At 69.0% G+C, this 20552-nt stretch carries 14 protein-coding genes; 4 read left to right on the top strand and 10 right to left on the bottom strand.

Annotation, left to right across the window (positions count from 1 at the left end):
- Positions 1–54: 54 nt before the first annotated feature.
- Entirely contained in the window at positions 55–849 is a 795-nt protein-coding gene (locus tag QHF84_RS38090) for a hypothetical protein (RefSeq protein ID WP_281318458.1), read from the bottom strand.
- A gap of 295 nt (positions 850–1144) precedes the next feature.
- The gene (locus QHF84_RS38085; protein WP_281318457.1) at positions 1145–1840 is read right to left on the bottom strand and encodes a LamB/YcsF family protein; all 696 of its coding nucleotides are present in this window, start codon (positions 1838–1840) and stop codon (positions 1145–1147) included.
- Between the two features lie 74 nt (positions 1841–1914).
- On the opposite strand from QHF84_RS38085, the gene QHF84_RS38080 reads away from it, so the two are divergent.
- Entirely contained in the window at positions 1915–2955 is a 1041-nt protein-coding gene (locus QHF84_RS38080) for an NAD-dependent epimerase/dehydratase family protein (RefSeq protein ID WP_281318456.1), read from the top strand.
- A gap of 111 nt (positions 2956–3066) precedes the next feature.
- Positions 3067–3831 carry a glucose 1-dehydrogenase gene (locus QHF84_RS38075; RefSeq protein WP_281318455.1) on the top strand — a complete coding sequence of 255 codons (765 nt, stop codon included), beginning with the start codon at positions 3067–3069 and terminating at the stop codon, positions 3829–3831.
- 21 nt (positions 3832–3852) lie between these two features.
- Here the strand turns inward: QHF84_RS38075 and QHF84_RS38070 are convergent, their stop codons facing one another.
- From QHF84_RS38070 to QHF84_RS38035, 8 genes are all read right to left on the bottom strand, one after another.
- Positions 3853–6708 carry a hypothetical protein gene (locus QHF84_RS38070; RefSeq protein WP_281318454.1) on the bottom strand — a complete coding sequence of 952 codons (2856 nt, stop codon included), beginning with the start codon at positions 6706–6708 and terminating at the stop codon, positions 3853–3855.
- 42 nt (positions 6709–6750) lie between these two features.
- Positions 6751–7776, bottom strand: coding sequence for a polyprenyl synthetase family protein (locus QHF84_RS38065; RefSeq protein ID WP_281318453.1), 1026 nt, complete (start codon positions 7774–7776; stop codon positions 6751–6753).
- Positions 7777–7793: 17 nt separating this feature from the next.
- Positions 7794–8783 carry a hypothetical protein gene (locus tag QHF84_RS38060; RefSeq protein WP_281318452.1) on the bottom strand — a complete coding sequence of 330 codons (990 nt, stop codon included), beginning with the start codon at positions 8781–8783 and terminating at the stop codon, positions 7794–7796.
- Complete coding sequence (locus tag QHF84_RS38055) at positions 8780–10948, bottom strand: FAD-dependent oxidoreductase (RefSeq protein ID WP_281318451.1); 2169 nt, start codon at positions 10946–10948, stop codon at positions 8780–8782. Before QHF84_RS38055 ends, QHF84_RS38060 begins: the two co-directional genes overlap by 4 nt.
- 116 nt (positions 10949–11064) lie before the next feature.
- Entirely contained in the window at positions 11065–16548 is a 5484-nt protein-coding gene (locus QHF84_RS38050) for an ATP-binding sensor histidine kinase (RefSeq protein WP_281318450.1), read from the bottom strand.
- A gap of 56 nt (positions 16549–16604) precedes the next feature.
- Positions 16605–17297, bottom strand: a complete 693-nt coding sequence (locus QHF84_RS38045; RefSeq protein WP_281318449.1) for an ATP-binding cassette domain-containing protein — start codon at positions 17295–17297, stop codon at positions 16605–16607.
- 11 nt (positions 17298–17308) lie between these two features.
- Positions 17309–18898 (bottom strand): ABC transporter substrate-binding protein/permease, encoded by a 1590-nt coding sequence (locus tag QHF84_RS38040; protein ID WP_281318448.1) that lies wholly within the window; start codon positions 18896–18898, stop codon positions 17309–17311.
- A 92-nt stretch (positions 18899–18990) separates the two neighbouring features.
- On the bottom strand, positions 18991–19434 hold the full coding sequence (locus QHF84_RS38035) for a thioesterase family protein (RefSeq protein WP_281318447.1): 444 nt from the start codon (positions 19432–19434) through the stop codon (positions 18991–18993).
- Positions 19435–19601: 167 nt separating this feature from the next.
- On the opposite strand from QHF84_RS38035, the gene QHF84_RS38030 reads away from it, so the two are divergent.
- A complete protein-coding gene (locus tag QHF84_RS38030) occupies positions 19602–20153 on the top strand; it encodes a hypothetical protein (RefSeq protein WP_281318446.1) in 552 nt (183 codons plus the stop codon).
- A gap of 129 nt (positions 20154–20282) precedes the next feature.
- The gene (locus QHF84_RS38025; protein ID WP_281318445.1) at positions 20283–20501 is read left to right on the top strand and encodes a hypothetical protein; all 219 of its coding nucleotides are present in this window, start codon (positions 20283–20285) and stop codon (positions 20499–20501) included.
- Positions 20502–20552: the final 51 nt, after the last annotated feature.

Genomic DNA, 20552 nt, shown 5'->3' with positions numbered 1-20552 from the left:
CACTCGCACCCCGCGCCCGAGGTGCCGCCCCATCATTTCTCCGTCACCCCCCGCTTACCCCTTGACTTCCTCCGCCTCCTCGTCTTCTCCGCCCTCGTCTTCCGCGCTGCTCCCGCCCTTCGATCGGTAGAGCTTGTCGAGCTTGAACGCCTCGGCCATCGCCGCGTTCCCGAGCCGCCTCGACGCTGCGATCGCGGCTCGCCGTGCCCTTCGCACGAGCTCGACGATGATCCCGTCGAGCAGGTCGAGCGTCTCCGTCTCCACCGGCGTCCCGCGCACGCCCACGTCTTCTTGGTCGGCTTTTCGCAGCGCCGGGATCGACGCTTCGATCTCCGAAAGCGCCTCGGGCCCGCCCTGATCTGCCCCCACCGCCGCCACTGCCGGGTGCTTCAGCGTATCGCCGAGCAGCGCGAGCTGCTGCGCCAGCGGCTCCGCCTTCTTCGCGGACGACCGCGTCTGCCGCAATGCCGCCGAGACCGTCGCCGCGGCCTCCTCGGACACCCCGCTCGCCTCCAGGTCCTCCTTGACCCCTGCGAGCACGACGCGCGCGTTGAGCCGCGCCGTCGCCGCTTGGGTGTATGCCTTGACGTAGGCGTCCCCCGTCACCTTCTTTTTGCCCTTGGCGGCCTCCCGCCCCACGCCCGCTTCCACGAGCCCGTCGCGCGCGCCCTTCAGCGCTGCCGCGTGTTTCGCGCCAAAGCCGGACGTCTTGAGCGGCGGCGCATGCCGTTCGTATGCGGCCAGCGTCTGGTTCGCCTGGTCCAGCGTGTCCTGTGAGCCGAACTGCTCGCCCAATCGAATGAGCTTCAGCCGGCGCGCCTTCGGAATCGTTTCGAGATCAATGGCCATGCGGCGCAGCGTAACGAACCTCTGTCCGGCAAGGAACCACCTGCGCCCGTCACGGCGTCACCGCTGTACGTCGCGGAGCGACCGCTGCGGCTCATGACACGACCGCTGTAACTCGCGGCGCGACCGCTGTAACTCGCGGAGCGACCGCTGCGGCTCATGACACGACCGCTGTAACTCGCAGAGCGACCGCTGTAACTCGTGAAGCGACCGCTGTAACTCGCGAAGCGACCGCTGTAACTCGCGGCGCGACCGCTGTAACTCGCGAAGCGACCGCTGTAACTCGCGAAGCGACCTGCTACCGCGACAAGAGCCCCTGACTCTCCAGCGCCGTCCGCACCGCGCCCGCCATCTCCACCGACAGCGGCCCCTCGCCGTGCACGCCGATCGCGTCGAAGCGGCTCGTCCTCGCCAGCCGCAGCGCGTTCTCCGCCGCCGCGGCCGCGCTCTCGATCTGCGCGCCCGGCTCGCCTTCCGGGATCAGCGTCCCATCCGCGCGGTAGCCCCGATCCGCGTACGCCTCCCGCAGATAATCGAGCCCGCCCGTGCGCACGTAGTCGAGCATCGCGCCCTCGAACGGGCCGATCACGGGCACGTCCATCGAGAGACCTTCGAACGCGCCGTCGAGGATCGCGTCGGCCACGTGCCGGTTCGCCGTCGCCGCGAGGAGCAGCGGATCCGTCGCCTTCACCGCGAAGATCCGCGCGCCTTGCCACTCGGCCACGCGCAACATCGCGGTACACTGATCACGCACCACGCTTCGCACGTCCTCCGGCTCCACCGATGGCCCGATCGGCCCGCCGTGCGCGGGGAACGAGACGAGCGCGACGATCTTCGCCCACGACTCCTTCGCCTGCTGGATCGCGCGCTTGATCGATCGCTCGTCGACGCCGGGGCCTCCGCAGGCGATGCTCGCCATCGTGGCGAACTTGTAGAGCTCCCGGGGCTCGTCCGGCCGACGACCCACGGTGATGTTGAGGCTGACCGCGCGCATGAGGACGACCATCGTAACGCAGGGCGCCGCCGCGTGGGTAGTCTCATCGCGCGCACACGCCGCAGGACGCGCGGGTGCTTGACGCCGCCGAGCCGGCGTGGTTTCCGCGGTCGATGCTCTCGAGCGGCGACCGCGCCCGTGCCCTCGTCCTCGGCGCCACGGGGCACATCGGACAGGCCATGGTCCGCGAGCTCCTCGCGCACGGCTACCACGTCACCGCGGCCACGCGAAGGAAGAGCCCCGCGAACCTCGAAGGCCTCGACGTCGACCTCGCCGTCGGCGACGCGGACGCGCCGGGCCAGATCGACGCATGGGCCCGCGGGCACGACGTGATCGTCGACGCCGCCGCGCCTTACCCCGTCCACCGCTTCGCCCCGCAATCCTCGGCCGAGCGGGATCCCCTCGGTTATGCCGTCGCGCGCATGCGCGCGGTCCTCGACGCCGCGTTCCGGAGCGGCGCGCGCCTCGTGTACATCGGCTCCTTCACCACCTTGCCGCGAAACGAAGCGGGCCTCGCCGGGCTCGAGACGAGCTTCCGCAGGCGCAGCCATCCGTACTTCGCCGTCAAGGCGCACATGGAGGGCATGGTCCTCGACGCCGCGCGACACGGCCTGCCCACAGTCCTCGCCAATCCCACGGCGTTCCTCGGGCCCTGGGACGACAAACCCCAGGAGCTCGCGCTCGTCCCCGAGCTGCTCTCGGGCCACGTCCTGGCCACGGTGCGCCGCATCGTCAACGTCGTCGACGTCCGCGACGCGGCCTCGGCGATCCGCGGCGCGCTGGAAGCCGAGGCGTTCGGCGCGCCCCTCCCGATCACGGGGCACGACGTCCACACCGACGTGCTCGCCGCGCGCATCTGCGAGCTCGCGGGCCAAAGGCCCCCGCTCTTGCGCGCCTCGGCCCGGCTCTCCGCTGCGGGCGCGTTCTGGATGGAGGCGGCTCTTTCGCTCGGCGGCCGGCCTTCGCCGCTCCCGTCGCTCGCGCTCCTGCTCGTGCTCGACGCCTACGCGATGGGCCCGCCGATCGCCACGACGCGCTTCGGGGAAGGCGTCCGCCCGCTTGACGAAACGTTGCGTGATGCGATTGCGTGGTACCGCTCGCAGAGGCGCGCCTGAATCGGTCGCGCTCCGTCGTCGCGCTGTTTCCAAAGCGTGGCGGATGTGCATAGACTCGGGCAAACGCGGTTTTTCCGGGTGGTGGATCCGCAAACGAAGGAGGTCGTCCCCATGGGTCGAGTCGAGGGCAAGGTGGCGCTCGTCACGGGTGCCACGGGCGGGATTGGCAAAGCAACGATCGAAAGGTTGGTTCGCGAGGGGGCGCGCGTATTCGCGTTCGCTCGCCAGGAAGGGCCGCTGCGCGACGCCGTGGCGCAGTACGGCGACGCCGTCGCGATCGGGACGGGGACCGTCACCGAGGAGGCGGACGTGGCGCGCGCGGTCGCGTCATGCCTTTCGGCATTCGGGCGGCTCGACATCCTCTTCGCCAATGCCGGCGTCGAGGGCGTCGTCAAGCCGCTCACCGAGATCACGGCGGAGGAGCTCGACGAGGTCTATCGGGTGAACATGCGCGGGACGTTCTTCACCCTGAAGCACGGCGCCCCGCCGATGGTGGAGCAGGGCAAAGGCAGCATCGTCTTGAACTCGTCGGTCCTCGGGCTCTCGGGGATGGCCGGGCTCAGCGCGTACGCGATGAGCAAACACGCGGTGACCGGCCTCATGCGCTCGGCCGCGCTCGAGCTTTCACCCCGCGGCGTGCGCGTCAACTCGATTCACCCCGCCGCGGTCGACAACCGCATGATGCGCTCGATCGAGCGATTGGCAGCCCCGGACGCGCCGAACTCCGTGAAGGACAAGTTCACGAGCATGATCCCTCTCGGTCGTTATGGGACGAACGAGGAGATCGCCGACCTCGTGCTTTTCCTCGCGAGCGACGAATCCTCGTTCTGCAGCGGCTCCACGTTCACGGCCGACGGGGCCTTCGGCGCCCTGTGATCACGCGGGCGCCCTGGTTCGTCAGGGCGCCACGAAATCGGGCTTTTGCCAGGCCTTCGCGAGGATCAAGGCCACGCGCTCGCGCGCGGTCGCGTGAACCTCCGGCGTCGCCCCGTCGGGCGACGAAGACGCCGGCGCGAAAAACGCGACCGTCGCCTCGGGCGCGAATTGCTTCGCCGATCCGTCGGTGATCTCCGCGGCGGCCGCGAGGCGCTGGAGGGCCTCCTCCGCGTGCGGGCGGAGCCGGCTCTCCTTGGGGATACGCCGATCCATCTCGGCGGTGAGGTACGCGATCTCCGCGGATCGCGCCGCCGCCTCGTCCATCCCCGCCTCTGCGCGGACCGCGGCGAGGGCCTGGACGATCTCGGTCTTGCCGTCTTCCCAGCGCGTCCGCCCGTGATCCTCCCATTCGCCGCTCAGCATCGTCTCGAGGACCATCTGCGGCTCGATCGCCCCGAGCGCCTGCGCCCGGTTCGGCTGCGACAACGTTCCCACCATCGAGGTGGAGAGGTCCTGCGCGCGCGGCGCGATTTGCCGCGGCACGCCGGCGTCGACGTCCGCGAGCATCTCCATGCCGAGGTTCGGCTTCTCGAGGAGCGAGGCGAGGAGTTTTTCCGGGGGCTGGATGATCCAGTGCGTGCTGCCGGCGCGCATCGCGAGGTTCTGGCCGAGGTGCTGCCGCATGGCGACGCGCGCCCAGAAGGGCCGCACGGGCTCGACGACGTACACCTCGACCGGGCCGCTCACGTCCACGGCCTTCCAGTGCAGGCCCAGCGTCTTGACGATCGGCTGGCCCGGATACTCGTGCAGGCGCACCTCGAGGCGCTGTTCGATCTCGTCGATCTCGTAGACGTGCTCGAGCACGCGCTCGATGAGGACCACGCTCTGGTAGCAGGCGGCGATCGGATCCTGGGCGTCCCGGAATTGCTTCAACGTGAGGATGTCGAGCGAGGCCTTGAGCGCGACGGGGCCGAGCGCGAGAGCGCGGGCCATTTCGAGCTCGTCGCGGAGCGCTCCGGCCGTCGACACCTTTCGCTCGTATTCCTGCTGCATGAGGTGCGAAAAGCTCTCGTTCAGGAGGAACGAGCTCGTCGGGGCGAGCGGCGTCGTTGATCCCTGGACGATCTCGATGACCGGCTGCCGCTCGGCTTTCTGGCCATACCCGAGCGCGGGGAGCACCTCGGCCAGGACGGTGAGCAGGGGCTGCGGCTTGTTCGGCGAGGGACCGGCGTGGTCCATCCATCGATCGGCCGGGCTCGCGAGCAGGGCGGGCAGGGTCGGGATGCCGCTGACCTCGGAGGCCGAGATCGCCGCCGCGGCGCGGTTCGCGTAGGAGAAGACGGGGATCATCGCTCCGCCGCGCAGCTCGCCGTTGAAATACCAGAGGACCGGCAGGAGGATCTCGATGTCGCGGTCCGTCCAGACGCCGACGTTGTTCGTCGCGGAGCCGACCTCGTCGACGCTCGACGCCATCATGTACACGTACGTGCCCCAAGCATCGATCTGATAGCCAGTGCCCTGGAGCATCTGGTTGAGGTAGGCGTCGCAGAAGGCCTGGAGTTTTCCCTTGTCCGCGAGCATCGGGAGCACGCGGACCGTGGCGTCGGGGAAATAAAAGGGCCCGGTGACGGGATCGAGCGGGACGCCGCGGGAGGTGTTGAAGAGCGGGATGGGCTCGGGATCCGGCGCCATGAGCGACGCGGGCACCCATTCGTGGCACTTCCATCCGCACGAGAAGGGCGTGCGCCACGCGAGCACCTCGCCCCAGGGGTATTTCATGTCGAAATCGAGCCAGAACGGGAACACGGGCTCGATCACGTCCACCGGCTCGCCGTGCGGGCCGCGCGTGGACTCGCCCGAGGTCTTGAGCCCGAGCGTGTCGACGAGGGGGAAATCGGAGTAGCCGTGGATGAGCAGCCGATAGCCGCCCGTCATGTCGCCGAGCAGGAGGTGGCTGTTGCCGAAGAAGCCGACCTGGTTGATCCCGTCGATGAGGAGCTTCGTCGTGATGAACCCCTGGTAATCGGCGAGGTGCGGCTGCGTGGCGCTCTGGAACTGCTTCAGATTGAGCGCGAGCCAGTAGGGGTTCGAGGTGTAGAGGCCGACGATGAGCTCCGCGAGCTGCTTGGCCATTTTCACGGCGTTCGCGGGCGTCGCGCCGGGCTGCTTGTGCAGGATGCCCATCCCGTAGAGGATGTCCATGCAGCTCGACAGCCAGCGGCTCGCGCTGTTCACCACGTTTTGCGCCGCGGCCCAAGGGTAGAACGCCTGGTCGAGGTCCGGGGGGCACTCGAACGGCGTGAGCGACGGCGCCTGGACGAACTCGAGGATCGCGCGCTCTTCGAGCTTCTGGCCCGCGTACGTGCGCGGGAAGATCTGCGTGCTCACCTTGCCGAGGAGCCGCGGCGCCATGGGATCGTCGACCCACCCGGGCACGGTCGGCACGAGATATCCGGGGGATTTCGGCCAGCCGTAGACCTCGCGGCCCGTCGTCATCGAGAGCGGGTTGTCCACGAAAATGTAGGGCGTGAGGTAGATCCAGTCCTTGAAGACGAGCTCCGAGCCCTTTTTCTCGTACCACGCGAGCGGGATCGTGAAATTGACCTCGTGCTGCGCGATCCAGCCGAGGTTCGCGGCGTCGATCGACATCTTGCCGTAATGCACGAGCTGCACGTACACGTACGGCAAAAACACCCGGAACTGGCCGACCTGTTCGGGGGCGATGTTGTTGATGTACTGGTCGACGAACCGCTGCACCCGCTCCATGTCGGCGAGGAGCGGGAAGACCCGCATCGTCACCCCCTTGAAATAAAAGGGAGGGATGAGCTGCATCGCGGGGTACATCCCCCGCGCGATGTTGAAGAGCGGTTTCTCCATGGTTCGTCTCCGGAGCGTTTGTCGTGTTGCCGCGGCCGCTCGTCAAGCCCGCTCGATGACCCAGCGGGGGAGCGCTTCGATGAACCGCTTGTCCTTGGAGTCCGGCAGCGCGCCGAACAGGAGGGAAAACTCGTGCGAGGCAGCGCCCGCGAGCCCCTGCGCGACCTCGCGCGCGTACTCGATGCACCCGTAATGATCCATCCGCTCGCGCACCCAGGCGATCTCCTCGCGGGTGCGCTCGGCGCGCGGGAGCGCGAGCAGGCGGCCGAGGCGCTCGCGCTCCTCCGCCGTCGCCGCCTCGAAGAGGCGAATCAGCATCATCGTGCGTTTGCCCTCGTGGATGTCGCCCCCGAGCTCCTTGCCGTAATCGTTTTCGTCGCCGGTCAGGTTCAGGAGATCGTCCTGGATCTGGAAGGCCGCGCCGAGAAAGAAGCCGAACCGGATGAACGAGTCGGGATCGACCGAGTCGAACGTGGCGATCATCGCGCCGACCCGGACCGGGTGGATCATCCCGAGCCAGCACGTCTTCTTGAGGACCATTTCGAGATAATCGGCCTCGCGCACGCTGGTCGAATTCTCGTGGCGCCAGCCGAGCTCCATGGCCTGCCCTTCGGCCGTCTCCGAGGCCATGCGCTCGGTCTCTTCGAGGATGCGCAGCGCGAGGCGCGGGCCGAGGGTCCGGAAGTTCACGAGCAGCGGGCGCAGGCCGAGGAGCCCGAGCATGTCGCCGACGTTGATGGCGATCGGAATGCCGTGCGTCGTGTGCAGCGTGGGTTTGCCCCGGCGGCGCTCACTCTCGTCCTCGATGTCGTCGTGGACGAGCATGGCATTGTGCAAGAGCTCGATGGACGCGGCCGTATCGAGGGCATCCTCGGGCGGGCAGCCGAAGGCGCGGGCCGTGGCGATGCAGAGGCTCGGCCGGAAGCCACGGCCGCCGCGCTGCGGATAATCGGCCACGAGGTCGTAGAGCCAGCGCCGCGGCTCGCGCGCCGGGATGTATTGAAAGAGCCGCGAGCGCGCGGCCGCACCGTATTCTTGCAAGACGGCGGGGACGATCTCGGCGAGCATGGCGTCCTCGGCCCCGATCAGGCCTTCAAGGTGACGGTGACGCGACCGACGGGCGTTCGGCTCGCTTCGTCGATCACCACGCCGCTGTAGGTGCCGGCGGGCTGCTCGGGCGGGACTTGCAGGGTGAGCCCGATGGCGCCGTCGTTCGAGAATCGCACGCCTTCGAGCGGAGGCGCGCCCTGCGCGTCGAGCGCGGCGAGCGCCGGGGCGACGAGGTGTTTTCCGGCGGCGCCGGGCCCGAGGTGCAGGCGCACCTCCGCGGCGCGGCCCAGGTGAACGTCGAACCGCAATGCAATGCCCGCTCCCAGCTCCGGCGCCTCGAGCGACGGGCGCGGGGCCTGCGCCGGGGCGGCAGGTCCCGGCCCGCGGGTCGCCCATGGCGGGGGAGGCGGCTCGTAACGCTCGCGCGGAGGCGGCGCATGGGCGCGCTGCGGCGGCGGCTCGTAGCGCTCACGCGGCGGCGGCGGTTCGTACCGGCCATACGGGGCCGGGGGCTCGGGCTTGCCGTACGGCGGGGGCGGCTCGTAGCGGCCTTGCGGCGCGTAGGCCGCGCGCGGATCGTACCCGCCGTAGGGGGAATGTGTATACGGGGAGCCGGGCGCGCGTCCGTGTTGCGGCATGAAGCCCATCGGCCCGGCGAAATCGAACATCATGCCAATCGCGTCGGACCAGTATCGCATGGCCCGCCGCGCCATGTCGCCGTACGAAAGTGGCCCGGCTTCGTTCCACGATCCGCCGAACCCGCGCGCTGCGTCCCGGCCGCGCCGCATGTATTCGTCATACACGCGGTAGGCCGTGGACACGCCCGCTTCGAGGGAGGGGTGGCCGTTCGGCGGGATGGGGCCATTCGGCCCCGGCATGGGCTCGGGGCGGCGCTCCGGCGGGGAGCGGAAGATCAAGGGCACGTCCCGAATGGGCTGGGTGCGGGCGGGTGGATCGCGCCGCAGCCGGTCCTGCACGGGCGCGTCGTGGGGGGGAGGGCGATCGTGCGGATTCCACTGGCTCATGGGTGATCGTATCCGATGATTTCTTCGAGGGGAGGATGATGGCTGATGGCGTGCGCGGCGAGCAGCCCCGACATCACGGCCGACTCGACGCAGCCCGTATCGAGCCCGGAGCGCGTCCAGTCGCCGGCGATGGTCAGGTTGTCGAAGGTCATGTCGAGCGGCGAAATGCGGTACTTGATGGTCCCGGGCAGCGACAGGACGTACCGGTCCGAGGGATTCACGTTCGCCGTCCAGTATTGCGAGTCGAACCTCGCCGCGCCCGTGCGCTGAGGCGCGCCGGCGCGGGCCTCCTCGGGGTCGACCAGCAATTCCCAGCGGAATTCGCCCGGCCTGCGGACGGCCGCGGGCCAGAGCCAGCCCACGTCCCAGTCGAGGAACCGCACCACGTTGTCGCGCACGTAGGCGCGCGCGATCGCGGGCAGATCCGGGTTTTCGGGCGCGACGTCCGGCAAGACGCTGCAGAAATACGCGATCGATCGGACCGGCTCCTCGAAGCACTCGACTCGTTCGAGGTGCGTCATGTCCGCCCACGTATCGAATGGCTCGACGAACCCCGACACGTTGACCGGCCCGGGCCGATTCCAGCCGAGCTCCCGCGCGTCCGCCCGCAGCCAGACCTGAAAGGCCTGCGTCGCGACGCTTTTCACGTTCTGCACCATCGCCCGCCACGACGGCGCCCGCTCCACGAGCTCGGGCGCCACGTGCGGAATGGCGCCGACGCTCACGCCGAGGACGACGAAATCGAAATCCGCCCCCACACGGAGCGTTTTTTCACCCGCGCGGCGCGTCTCCCAGTGGGATTCGAAGGCCCACCCTTCGCGTTCGAGGCGCTCGCCGTCCACGAGCTGCCGGTAATCGGCCATCGCGGGCCAGCACGGAAGCCCCTTGACGTCCACGAGCGGCGCGTACTCGCCGCCGCCCACGATCTCGGCCTGCACGTCGAATTCGAGCCCCGTCACGTGCGCAGGCCCCGCCTCGGGCGGCGAGAGTTTTACGTTGCGCAGGCGGTGGAAAAACTCGAAATGCGCGCCGCGCTGCTTCAAGACCTCGTAGATCGGGGCGAACACGATGTCGCCCATGCCGGCCTGCATGCGGAAGAACAGCGAGCCGCGGTACGTGAAGAACATCCGCAGCGCGCCGCGGAGCGCGACGCCCGCCGCGAGGGCCGGCCGCCGCACGTCGCCGTCCTCGTACGCGAACGCGAGATCGTAGAGCGCGCGGACGAACCCGGAGTCGAGCGACCGCTCGGACGCGCCATTCCGGCGGAGCCAGTCCGACCATTCGTATTCGTTGATCGCGTCGAACCCGTCCGGATGGAACGCGAGCCCGTACCGGAGCGAGCCCCGCACGATGCAGAGAATGAGCTCGACGACCTCCCACACCCGCCGAAGCCCCATGTCCCCGCCCACGAGCGCGTCGAGCTCCCGCCGCACGACCGCCCCGATCGCGTCGAGCAGCCGGAGCAGTGTCGCTTGCACGCTGTCCCGCGGCGACAGCGCGAACAGCGATTGCAACGCCGTGCGCAGGAGGTCCACCGCCTCGAACACGGCCGCCGTCGTGGCGAGCTGCCCGTACCGCAGGATGCGCTCGATCATCCCGAGCACGTCGCCCGGCGACGCCCCGGCGCGGCGCGCGCCCTCGGACCCGGGCCACGCGGCCGCGGCGCGCCCCGCGTTCGCCGAACGCAAGAGCTCGGGGACGAGCGCGAGCGCCTTCTCCAGGTATCCCGCGACGCTGAAGGGGTTGCGCTCCTCCAGCGGATCCCCGGGCAGGCCCTTGCCGGGCGGGAAATGGGCGACCCACGGCTCCCAGGCGCCGCTCGGCAAACGATCCGTCACGCCCACGACGGGCGCGGGGGCAAACGCGTCCTCGAACGTCGCGATGGGGCAAGCGCGCGGATTGCGCCGGAGCTCGCCATAACACGACCGCATCAGGCGGAACGCATTTTCGTAAAACCCCATCCAGAGGTGCAGCCCGTGCTCCTCGATGCGGCCCGACGGCCCGCGGCCCGAGGCGCCTTTGCCGCCGAGCCGGAAGCCCATCTGGTAGATCGTGACGTCGTAGAGGCCGCGATGCTCGGGGCGGGTCAGCTCGAAGGCGGCCGCCATCGATGCGCACCCGCCTCCGATGATTGCCACCCGAATGGGGCGTCCGAGAACGTGCATGTCCGTTCTGGACAATGCAGCAGTTTCATCCGCCCATCAAGGACGAACGGCACGAGAGCGGTGATCCGGCTACGTTTTTCGGCTTCCGTGCACGCCGCGCCGAACCTCACCTAGCGTCACGTTATGGTTTTTCGCGAGTCCATGGCGCGCGAGGACGGGGGCGAACCGGCGACGCTCGGCTGCTTCTGGCGCCTGGGCAGCGTAATGACGAACTCGGTGAACTCTCCAGGAGCCGTGTGGACCTGCATCGTGCCGCGGTGCCCCTGGACCACGGTGTCGTAGCAGATCGAGAGCCCGAGCCCGGTGCCCTCGCCGGGGGGCTTCGTCGTGAAGAACGGATTGAAGACTTTCCCGAGGATCTCGTCCTGGATGCCCGTCCCGTTGTCCCGGATGCGCACCTCGACCAGGCTTGCATCGCCGCGCGTGCGGATCCCGAGCGTCGGCGTGTAGCCGGGGCCGGCCGTTCGTTGCTTGTCCTGCATTGCGTAGCAGGCGTTGTTGACGACGTTGATGAATACGCGGACCATGTCCTGGACCGCGATCTCCACCGGGCCGATCGAGGGATCGCAGTCGTTCTCGATCTTGAGGTGGAAGCCCGGCGTCTTGCCGCGATAGCCGTGGTAGGCGAGATCGAGCCCCTCGGCGAGGGCGGCGTTCAGGTCGGCCGGCTCGTGTTTGCCGCCGCCGGCGCGCGAATGCAGGAGCATCCCGTTCACGATGTGGTTCGCCCGCACGCCGTGCTCGCCGATCTTCGCGACGTTCTGGCGCAGGAGCGAGAGCGTCTCCTGGATCTCTTCGAGCGTGTCCGGCGCGGCGCCGTCGAGCTGCGCGAGCCCCTCGTCGAGCTCCGTCACGAGCCCGGAGGAGAGCTCGGCGAAGTTGATGATGAAGTTCAAGGGGTTCTTCATCTCGTGCGCGATGCCGGCCGTGAGCGCGCCGAGGCTCGCGAGCTTCTCCTGCATCACGAGCTGCTGCTGCGTGTCGCGGAGCTGCTCGAGCGTGGAGCCGAGCTCGGCGTTCTTCACGGAGAGCTCCCGCGTGCGCTCGTCGACCTTCTGCTCCAGCGTGCGGCTGTATTCTTCGAGCAGATCCTTCGAGGCCTTGAGGCGCGTCGAGGTCTTTTCGAGGTCGGAGAAGAGCCGGGCGTTGTGCAGCGAGAGCGCGGCTTGCGAGAGCAAGAGGCGCAGGATGTCGAGCCGCGACGCGGTGAACGCGCCCGCGATGAGGTTGTTTTCGAGGTAGATGATGGCCGTGACGGCGCCCCGATCGATGAGCGGCGCGCAGAGCACGGACTTCGGCCGCGCCGACGCGATGTACGGATCGGCGGTGAAGCGGCCTTCGCGCGCGGCGTCCCGGAGCACGACGCTCTCGCGCGTGCGGCTCACGTACTTCACGATCGCGCCCGAGAGGCGCGGCTCCCGATCGAGCGGGGTCGCGTCGTGCGTGATGACGTCGGCCTGATCGATCGTGTGCTCGACCGCGACGCAGAGCTGCCCCTCGCGCTCCAGGATCAAAAATCCTCGCTGCGCGCCCGCGTTCTCGAGGAGGATCCGCATGAGCGTGGAGCTCAGCCGTTCGAGGACGATTTCGCCGGAGATCGCGCGGGCGGCCTTCATCACGGTCGCGAGATCGATCGACTCGCCGCCGCTGCCCGTCGTGGACTCGACGCCGAGGTTGACCGTCGCGCCCTGCGCCGTGCTCGGCGGCGGCGGGGCCGCCGATCCGAGCAGCTCCGCGTGCTCCTTGTTCAGCGCCGCGACCTTCGCCGACGCGCCCCAGCGCACGTAGCCGTAACGCGCCTCGCCCATGTAAGTCGCGGCGATCTTCGTGCGCCCGAGCTCCAGGTAATGCTCCGCCGCGAGCTCGTAGGCGAGCGCCTCCTCCTGCACGAACCCGTTCTTCGTGGCGCCCTTGATCGCCCGCTCGAAGAGGTCCATCGCCTCGGACGCGCGCCCCGAGAGCCGCGCGCGCTCCGCCTCGACGAGCTCGTACTTGTGCAGGTAGTTCGCAGGCGCCTTGTCGGCCCAGCGCTTCACGAGCGCCTGGTTCTCGTCCACGCGGGCGAGCAGCGCGGCGCGGTTCTCCGGCGTCGCCACGCGCGCCGCGCGCAGCAGTGCGAGCGAGTGGTAGAACGGGAGCTGCCCGGCCGTCATGTGCCCCGTGAGCGCGTTCAGGTAGGGCCTCGCCGCGTCGGCCTCCTCGATCGCGAGCGCCGTGTCGCCGAAGAGATACGCGAGCATGCACTTCGAGATGTGCAGGAGGCCGAGCGCGTTCTCGCTCTTCACTTCGAGGAAGTGCGGGATCGCCGTCCTCTCGTCGATGCTCTCGCCCACGAGCAGGACGGGATCCTTCGACTTGCCCATGAGGTTCAGCACGGTCTGCCGGACGATCCGCGCGAACGAGAGCCCGTGCTCCTGCTTGACGCGCGACAGCACGTCGATGTGCTGGGCCACGTCCGCGACCACGACGTCGAGCGGCTCGCCCGCGTAGAAGATCGCCGAGGCGTGGATGGCCGCGGAGTACCCGACGAACTCGTGATCGCCCACGTCGAGGCCCGTCGTGACGGCCTCGCGCAGGAAGTCGAAGGAGACGCGCAGGTGCTCCTTCCAGATCTTGATGAAGCTCCCGACGAGCGTGTAGATCTTCGCCCTGTGCGCCCGCGCGTCGAAGCGATCGACGAGGCGGAGCGCGAGATCGCCGTAGAGGTTGCCGGCGTCCGGATCGCCGAACGCGCTGCGCACGACGCCGTACTCGGCGAAGGCGAACGGCGAGAGCGCGGCGTGCCCGTGCTCGACGCAGAGCGTGACCATCTCGCAGACGATCGGCACGAAGAGCATGGGCTTGCCGATGTAGACCGGCGCCGTGAGCGTCACGAGCAGCCGGAGCCGCGCGAGCTGGGTCGGATCGACCATCTCGGGCAGATCGGCGAGGGATTCGACGGGCCTGTCGCCGATGAGCGCCGCCGTCTCGGCGTACCGCGCGAGCATGCCGTTCGTGTCGATGTCCTCGGGCAGCGGCGCGCCGAGAAGCTCCAGCGCTTGCAGGCCCACGCGGATCGTCGCGTCGAACTCGATGCGCGCCGTGTGGAACAGCATCCGGAGCTCGTGGATCCGCACCTTGTCGAGCGCCGTCCGCGCGTGCTCGAGGGCGATCTGCGAGAGCTTTTGCGCGCGTTCGAAGTCGCCGTTCAGGTACGCGGCGCCGGTCGCCTCGACGTAGAGCTCGAACGCGAGCTCGTACCGATCCGAAAAGCTTCCGGGCGGCAGGAGGCGGATGCCGGCGGCGAGGTAATGCAGCGCGGGTTCGTACGCGGCCGACGCCTTTGCTTTCTTGCCGGCGAGCAGGTTCAGCCGCGCGACCTCGGCGCGCTCCTCCGGGCTCTCGATGCGCTCGCTGCCTTGATCGAGCTGGCTGATGACGTCGAAGAGGCGCTCTTCGAGCTGACCGGGCGGCGTGCGTTCGAGCAGGAGGCGCCCGATTTGCAGGTGGATCTCGGCGCGCCGGTGCTCCTCGATGAGCGAATACGCGGCCTGCTGCACGCGGTCGTGCAGGAACTTGTAGTGCGCGTCGGGGATCCCATCCGAGCTCTCCAGCACCGCGGGCTCGGCGAGCTGGTAGGCGTCGCCGATCGGCACGACGAGGCCCTCGCGCAGCGCGTCCCAGAGCCCCGTCGCCGTCTCGATCAGCGGCTCGTCGTGCACCTTCGCGAGCGTCGCGAGCTCGAAGCGCGCGCCGATGCAAGCCGCGAGCTCGAGCACGCGTTGCGCCCGCGCGGGCAGCCGCTGGATCTTCGCGGCCATCAGCTCGACGACGTTGTCCGTCATGTCGCGGCGCCGGATCTCCGCGAGATCCCAGCGCCACTGCGCGGCCTGCGGCTCGAAGCGGAGCAGCCGCTCGTCGGCGAGCGAGCGCAAGAACTGGCCGAGGAAGAAGGGGTTTCCGCCCGTCTTTTCGAGCGCGATCTCGGCGAGCGGCAGGGTGCTCTCGCCGCTGCGCACCGCGTCGTCGAGGAGCCTCTGCACGTGCTCGATCGAGAGCGGCGAGAGCGAGAGCTCGGTCACGGGCGCGCTTGCCTTCTCCAGCGCCTCCAGCGTCATCCGCAGCGGATGCCCGGAGCCGACCTCGTTGTCGCGGTACGCGCCGATCACGAGCAAATGCTTCATGTCCGGATCGGTCACGAGGAGCTGCAAGAGCTTCAGGGACGGCGAGTCGGCCCACTGCAGATCGTCGAGGAAGATCACGAGCGGATGACCGCCCGCCGTCAGCGCGCGAACGAAGCTCTGGAACACGAAATGGAAGCGGTTTTGCGCTTCGTTCGCGGGCAGCGGCGAGATCGGCGGCTGTGCGCCGACGATGAGCTCGACCTCGGGGATGACGTCGAGGATCACCTGTCCGTTCGAACCGAGCGCGGCCGAGAGCCGCTTCTGCCAGACCGCGAGTTGCCCCTCGCTCTCGGTGAGGAACTGCCGGACGAGGTCGCGAAAGGCCTGGATCAGCGAGCTGTAGGGGACGTCGCGGTTGAGCTGATCGAACTTGCCGGAGACGAAGTAGCCGCGCTTGGCGAGGATGGGCTCGTGGACCTCGTTGACGAGCGCGCTCTTTCCGACGCCCGAGTAGCCGGCGACGAGCACCACCTCGGCCTTGCCCTCGCTCACGCGGTCGAACGTGGAGAGCAGCTTCGTGATCTCCTGCTCACGGCCGTAGAGCTTCTGTGGGATCTGGAGTTTGTCGGGTACGTCGCGCCGGCCCAGGGGAAAACGCTCGATCGGGCGGCCCGCGTCGAGGGCCGCGACGCACGCTTCGAGGTCGGCTGCGAGCCCGAAGGCCGTCTGGTAGCGGTCCTCGGGGGATTTCGCGAGGAGCTTGCGCGTGATCTCGGAGACGACGGCAGGGATCCCTGGCGCGCGCTCGTGCGGAGGCACGGGCTCGCGCGCGATGTGCTGGTGCACGAGCTCCACCACGTCGGAGGACTCGAAGGGCACGTGGCCCGTCAAGAGCTCGTAGAACGTGATGCCGAGCGAATAGAGGTCCGCGCGGTGATCGACGGCGCGGTTCGTCCGGCCCGTCTGCTCCGGCGAGACGTACCGCAGCGTGCCTTCGAGCACGTTGAGATCCCGCATCGGCGCGCTCTCGCGCGACAGCGCCGTGGCGATGCCGAAATCGATGAGCTTGATCTCGCGGGTCCCCGGGTGGATGACGATGTTGGACGGGTTCACGTCCTTGTGGATGATGTTGCGCCCGTGGATCTCGCCGAGGGTCCGCGCGAGGCCGACCATGAGCGGCAGGAGCTCCTCGATCGGCAGCCGCTCGCGCGCCCGGAACGCGCTGAGCGGCTCGGCCCCGAAATCTTCGAGCACGATCGCGAGGCGGCCGTCGTGGCGCAGAAGCCCGTGCGTGCGAATGACGCCGTCGACGCCGAGCCCGCTCGTGATCTCGTATTCGCGGCGGAACCGCGCGAGCTCCTCGGGCCTCGGCCGATCCAGGCGCAGCGTCTTCAGCACCACGGGGAGCCCGTCGTGCGTGCGGCGGCCCCGGTACACGAGCGTCCGCGTGGTTTCGTGCAGCTTCGACGTGATCTCGTAGCCGGGAAAGAGACTCATGGGATCCCCAACGTAGGGGAGACGACCCTCTCTCCCTTGTCAAGGATCGCGCAGCTTCACGCGGCTTCGGCGATCACCTCGTCCGGCGGACCGAAGGCCGCCACGCGCCCCTTGTCGAGCACGAAGACGAGATCCGACGCCTCGCGCGCAACGGGAAGATCGTGCGTCACGACGATCTGCGTGACACCCGTCCCGGCCACGCGCCGTAACGTCCTGCCGACCTCGTGTTTCAGCGCCGGATCGAGCGCGCTCGTGGGCTCGTCGTAGAGCAGCACGGAGGGCTCCATGGCGAGGGCGCGGGCGATCGCCACGCGTTGCTTCTGTCCGCCGGAGAGCGCCTCCGGATAGGCCTTCGCCTTGTCCTCGATGCCGAGCTCCGCGAGGAGATCCTTGGCCCGCGCCTCCGCGCGCGCGCGCGCCTCGCCCCGCACGATGCGCGGCGCCAGCGTGCAGTTGTCGAGCACCGAGAGGTGCGGGAAGAGCTCGAACGTCTGGAAGACGAGCCCGATCTTCCCGCCGAACGAGCCGTGCTTCGCGCCCGCGCCGAACCTCACGCCCCCGACGTCGATCGTTCCGGCGTCGAAGGGATCGAGCCCGGACAAACAGCGCAGGAGCGTGGTTTTTCCGGCGCCGCTGCGTCCGAGGACGCTGGCGATCTTGCCCGTCGGCACCTTCATGCAGAGCCCCGCGAGCGCGGGCGCGGCGGCGCCCGGGTGTCGCTTGACCAGATCGGTGACGCAGATCGACATCGTTCCCTCCTTCAAGCGGAAGCCGGCCGCCGGACCTTCGATCCGAGCCGCTCCTCCACGCTGCGCGACAGGCGCGCGAACGGGAGGCTCAAGCCAAGGTAAAACAGCGCCACCACGAGGCCGAGGCCGAGGTGGTCGCGCATGGCGCTGGCGAGGCTCGTGTACGTCTTCGTGAGCTCGGTCAACGTGACGACCGAGATGAGCGAGCTGTCCTTGAGCAGCGCGATGAAATCGTTCGTCGTCGGTGGCAGGGCCACGCGGATCGCCTGCGGCAAGGCCACGTGACGCAGCGACGCGAGCTTCGACAGCCCGAGCGTCCGCGCCGCATCCATCTGCCCGGAAGGCACGCTCCCGAGCCCGGCGCGGTAGTTCTCCGCCTCGGCCGCGGCGTAGTTCAACCCGAGCGCGATCACGCCCGCGACGAACGGCGAGAGCGTCACGCCGAGCTCGGGCAGGCCGAAGTAGACCATCGTGAGCTGCACGAGCAGCGGCGTGCCGCGGAAGAGCTCGATGTAGCCCACGGCGAGCCACTGGAGCGGCTTCGGCCCGTAGACCCGCGCGAGCGCGAGCGCCATGCCGAGCGTCACGGCCACGGCCATCGCGAGGACCGAGACCACGAGCGAGAGCAGCGCGCCCCGCGCGAACAGGCGGAGCGTCGCCGGGTATCGCTCCGTCACGCGTGACCAGAACGGAAGGGGTTTTCCGACGGCGGCGCGCCACGCGTCGTGCGCCTCGGCGACGGCCGTGGACGGAGGCGCAGGCCCCCCGAGCAGCTTTTCGGTGGGCTCGTTCCAGAGGCCCCAGCGCGCATAAAGCGCGGCGAGCGTGCCGTCCTTCGCGAGCTCGTCGATCGCCCCGTTCACCGCGGCGAGCGTCTCGGCGTCGCCCTTCGGAACGCCCACCGCATACGAGACCTCGCCGAACGAGCCGTCGACGACCTCCAGCGCGGGATCGATCGCCCCGTAATAAAGCGTGATCGGATCGTCGAGGAGGACCGCGTCCGTGCGGCCGATCCGCAGGTCGTCGTAGATGTCGTTTTGCCCGCCGTCGTAGGTCTTCACCTCGGCGCCCTCGCGCTCCGCGAGCCGCGCGGCGAGTGATCCGGGCAAGGTGCCGAGCTTGCGCCCGCGGAGCGCGGTGAGCGTGCGCGGCGCGCCGGCGTCGCCCTTGCGCACCGTGAGCCGCATGGCCGCGACGTAATAGGGCCGCGACAGATCGGCGACGCGCTTCTTCTCTTCGGCGACCTCGATGCCGTTCACGACCACGTCGAAATCGCCGCGGGCGAGCAACTCGAGGAGGCCGTCCCACTGCCCCTGCACGGGCCTCGCGCGCACGCCGAGCTTTTTCGCGAGCGCGGCGGCGAAATCCACCTCGAAGCCGATGAGGTGGTTCGGATCCATCGGATCCTGGAAGACGTAGGGCGCGCCGCCCTGCGAATCGTTCCCCCAGCGCAGCTCACCGCGAGCGCGGGCCTCGGCGACGGCGTTCCTCGCCGGCGCGGGCGCCGTCTCAGTCTCCTCGGCGTACGCCCTTCCAGGGACGACGAGCGCGAGGAGCGGGAGCAGGAGAAGAAGCGTGACCGCGAGGCGACGCTTGCGCATCTTTTTCTTCGAGCACCTCCTACCGGGAAGGATCCCGAACGAGCGCGAAGGATGCGGGACCAGCGGGACGAACGCAAGACCTTTGAAGGCCTTCAAACCGCGCTGGAAGGCACGAGGAGCCGCTCGAGCGCGGCGCGGATCCGATCGGGGATCGGCGTCGGTTTTCGGCTCACCCGATCCACGAAGACGTGGACGAAGTATCCCTCGGCGGCCACGAGCGCCTCGCCGCGCGGAAAGAGCCCGATCTCGTAACGCACGCTGGAGCGGCCGAGCTTGCCCACGCGTAGCCCCGCGTCGATGTCCGTCGGGAACGACACGCCGCGCAGGTACCTGCAATGCGACTCCGCGGCCACGCCGATCACGTCGCCCCGCTCGATGTCGAGCCCGCCTTCGCCGATGAGCCAGCGATTGATGACGGTGTCGAAATACGAGTAATAAACGACGTTGTTGACGTGGCCGTAGATGTCGTTGTCCATCCACCGCGTCGGAATGACGAGGAAGTGAGGGTAGCCGTCGCGCCCGATCGTCTCGCTCATGGCGCAACCCATACACGAAACGGACAGCGGGCGGGGGCTCGCGGGCGAGGGGAGCCGCCACGGCCATCGGGTCCTCTCATCCATGCGGCTCGAGCCCGCGGAAAAACCTCAGACACGCGCGCTTTGTCCTTGAGTTCCACGACCCCTCGCCGTTAGTGTGACGTCAAATGATCGGCGCCCTTTCCCCTTCTCCCGGCATCGTCGATGCTGGCCGCGCGAGGCGGCGAGGGGAAGCACGTCCGGGCGTCGTGGTCACGGTGCTCGCGGTTCTCGCGCTCGTCTTGGTCTTTTTCGGCGGCGAGGGCGCATGTTTCGCGGCGGATCTCGCGCCCGTGGTGAACGGCGGGGGCAAGGTCGTGCCGAAGGTCGCGCGATTCGCGTCGCCGGGCGGACGGCGTTTCGAGGTCGCACGATTCGCTTCGAGCGGTCCGCATCGACATCCGCCGCCAGAAGCCGAGCACGAGCGCGGCGATCTTCCTTCGCAATCGTCGTCCTTGTCGTCGACGCGGTCGCGGACCTCGGAAGCCAGCACCCCCGTGATCGACCCTCCGACCGGAGCGCTGCCCTGGGCTGACGCCCGCATCGAGTCGAATCGCCTCCACGCCGAAGAGCGCCCCCGCGAGATCACCCTTCGCCTCGAAAAAGCTGGCTGTGTCTCCGAGCGCCGCACGCCGCAAGAAGCCCGCGCCCCTCCGCGCCCGTCGCGGGGCTCTGCCTGAGCCCATCGATCGCCATTTCCACCGTTGAAAGGCGCGCGACGAGCGCCGCGTGAGTCTCCCTCGGCCCTTTGCCGCGAGCGGAGCCCATCGCCTCGTCGTGCTCCGCTGGCATTGGCTCGGAGTGGGACATTGCAACAGCTCGTCCAGATCGATGGTTTGACCGTCCGTTGCCCGGCCGACGAGGTGGAGCGGGTACGCTCGCTCGTCCGCGCAGCCGACGGGACCGGCCATGTGCCCGCGAAGGTCCTCGTCCTCTTGTTTTCCTGGCATCCGGAGCGCCACCGGACGACGTCCCTCGCCACCGCGCTCGGGTGGCTGGGGGCCGAGATCATCGACGCGGCGACGTGACGCTCGCGTCGATTGTTGCTCGGCGGAGAACAGTGTGTCTCTCCAGCGTGC

The organism is Polyangium sp. y55x31, from assembly GCF_029946505.1.
Taxonomy (GTDB): Bacteria; Myxococcota_A; Polyangia; order Polyangiales; family Polyangiaceae; genus Polyangium.
This window is presented reverse-complemented; position numbering and strand designations above follow the sequence as displayed.

Coding starts and splice junctions, on each gene's coding strand:
- QHF84_RS38045 (WP_281318449.1), bottom strand. CDS start 17,297: ATGTCGATCTGCGTCACCGATCTGGTCAAGCGACACCCGGGCGCCGCC.
- QHF84_RS38040 (WP_281318448.1), bottom strand. CDS start 18,898: ATGCGCAAGCGTCGCCTCGCGGTCACGCTTCTTCTCCTGCTCCCGCTC.
- QHF84_RS38075 (WP_281318455.1), top strand. CDS start 3,067: ATGGGTCGAGTCGAGGGCAAGGTGGCGCTCGTCACGGGTGCCACGGGC.
- QHF84_RS38090 (WP_281318458.1), bottom strand. CDS start 849: ATGGCCATTGATCTCGAAACGATTCCGAAGGCGCGCCGGCTGAAGCTC.
- QHF84_RS38050 (WP_281318450.1), bottom strand. CDS start 16,548: ATGAGTCTCTTTCCCGGCTACGAGATCACGTCGAAGCTGCACGAAACC.
- QHF84_RS38030 (WP_281318446.1), top strand. CDS start 19,602: ATGATCGGCGCCCTTTCCCCTTCTCCCGGCATCGTCGATGCTGGCCGC.
- QHF84_RS38055 (WP_281318451.1), bottom strand. CDS start 10,948: ATGCACGTTCTCGGACGCCCCATTCGGGTGGCAATCATCGGAGGCGGG.
- QHF84_RS38035 (WP_281318447.1), bottom strand. CDS start 19,434: ATGAGCGAGACGATCGGGCGCGACGGCTACCCTCACTTCCTCGTCATT.
- QHF84_RS38085 (WP_281318457.1), bottom strand. CDS start 1,840: ATGCGCGCGGTCAGCCTCAACATCACCGTGGGTCGTCGGCCGGACGAG.
- QHF84_RS38060 (WP_281318452.1), bottom strand. CDS start 8,783: ATGAGCCAGTGGAATCCGCACGATCGCCCTCCCCCCCACGACGCGCCC.
- QHF84_RS38070 (WP_281318454.1), bottom strand. CDS start 6,708: ATGGAGAAACCGCTCTTCAACATCGCGCGGGGGATGTACCCCGCGATG.
- QHF84_RS38065 (WP_281318453.1), bottom strand. CDS start 7,776: ATGCTCGCCGAGATCGTCCCCGCCGTCTTGCAAGAATACGGTGCGGCC.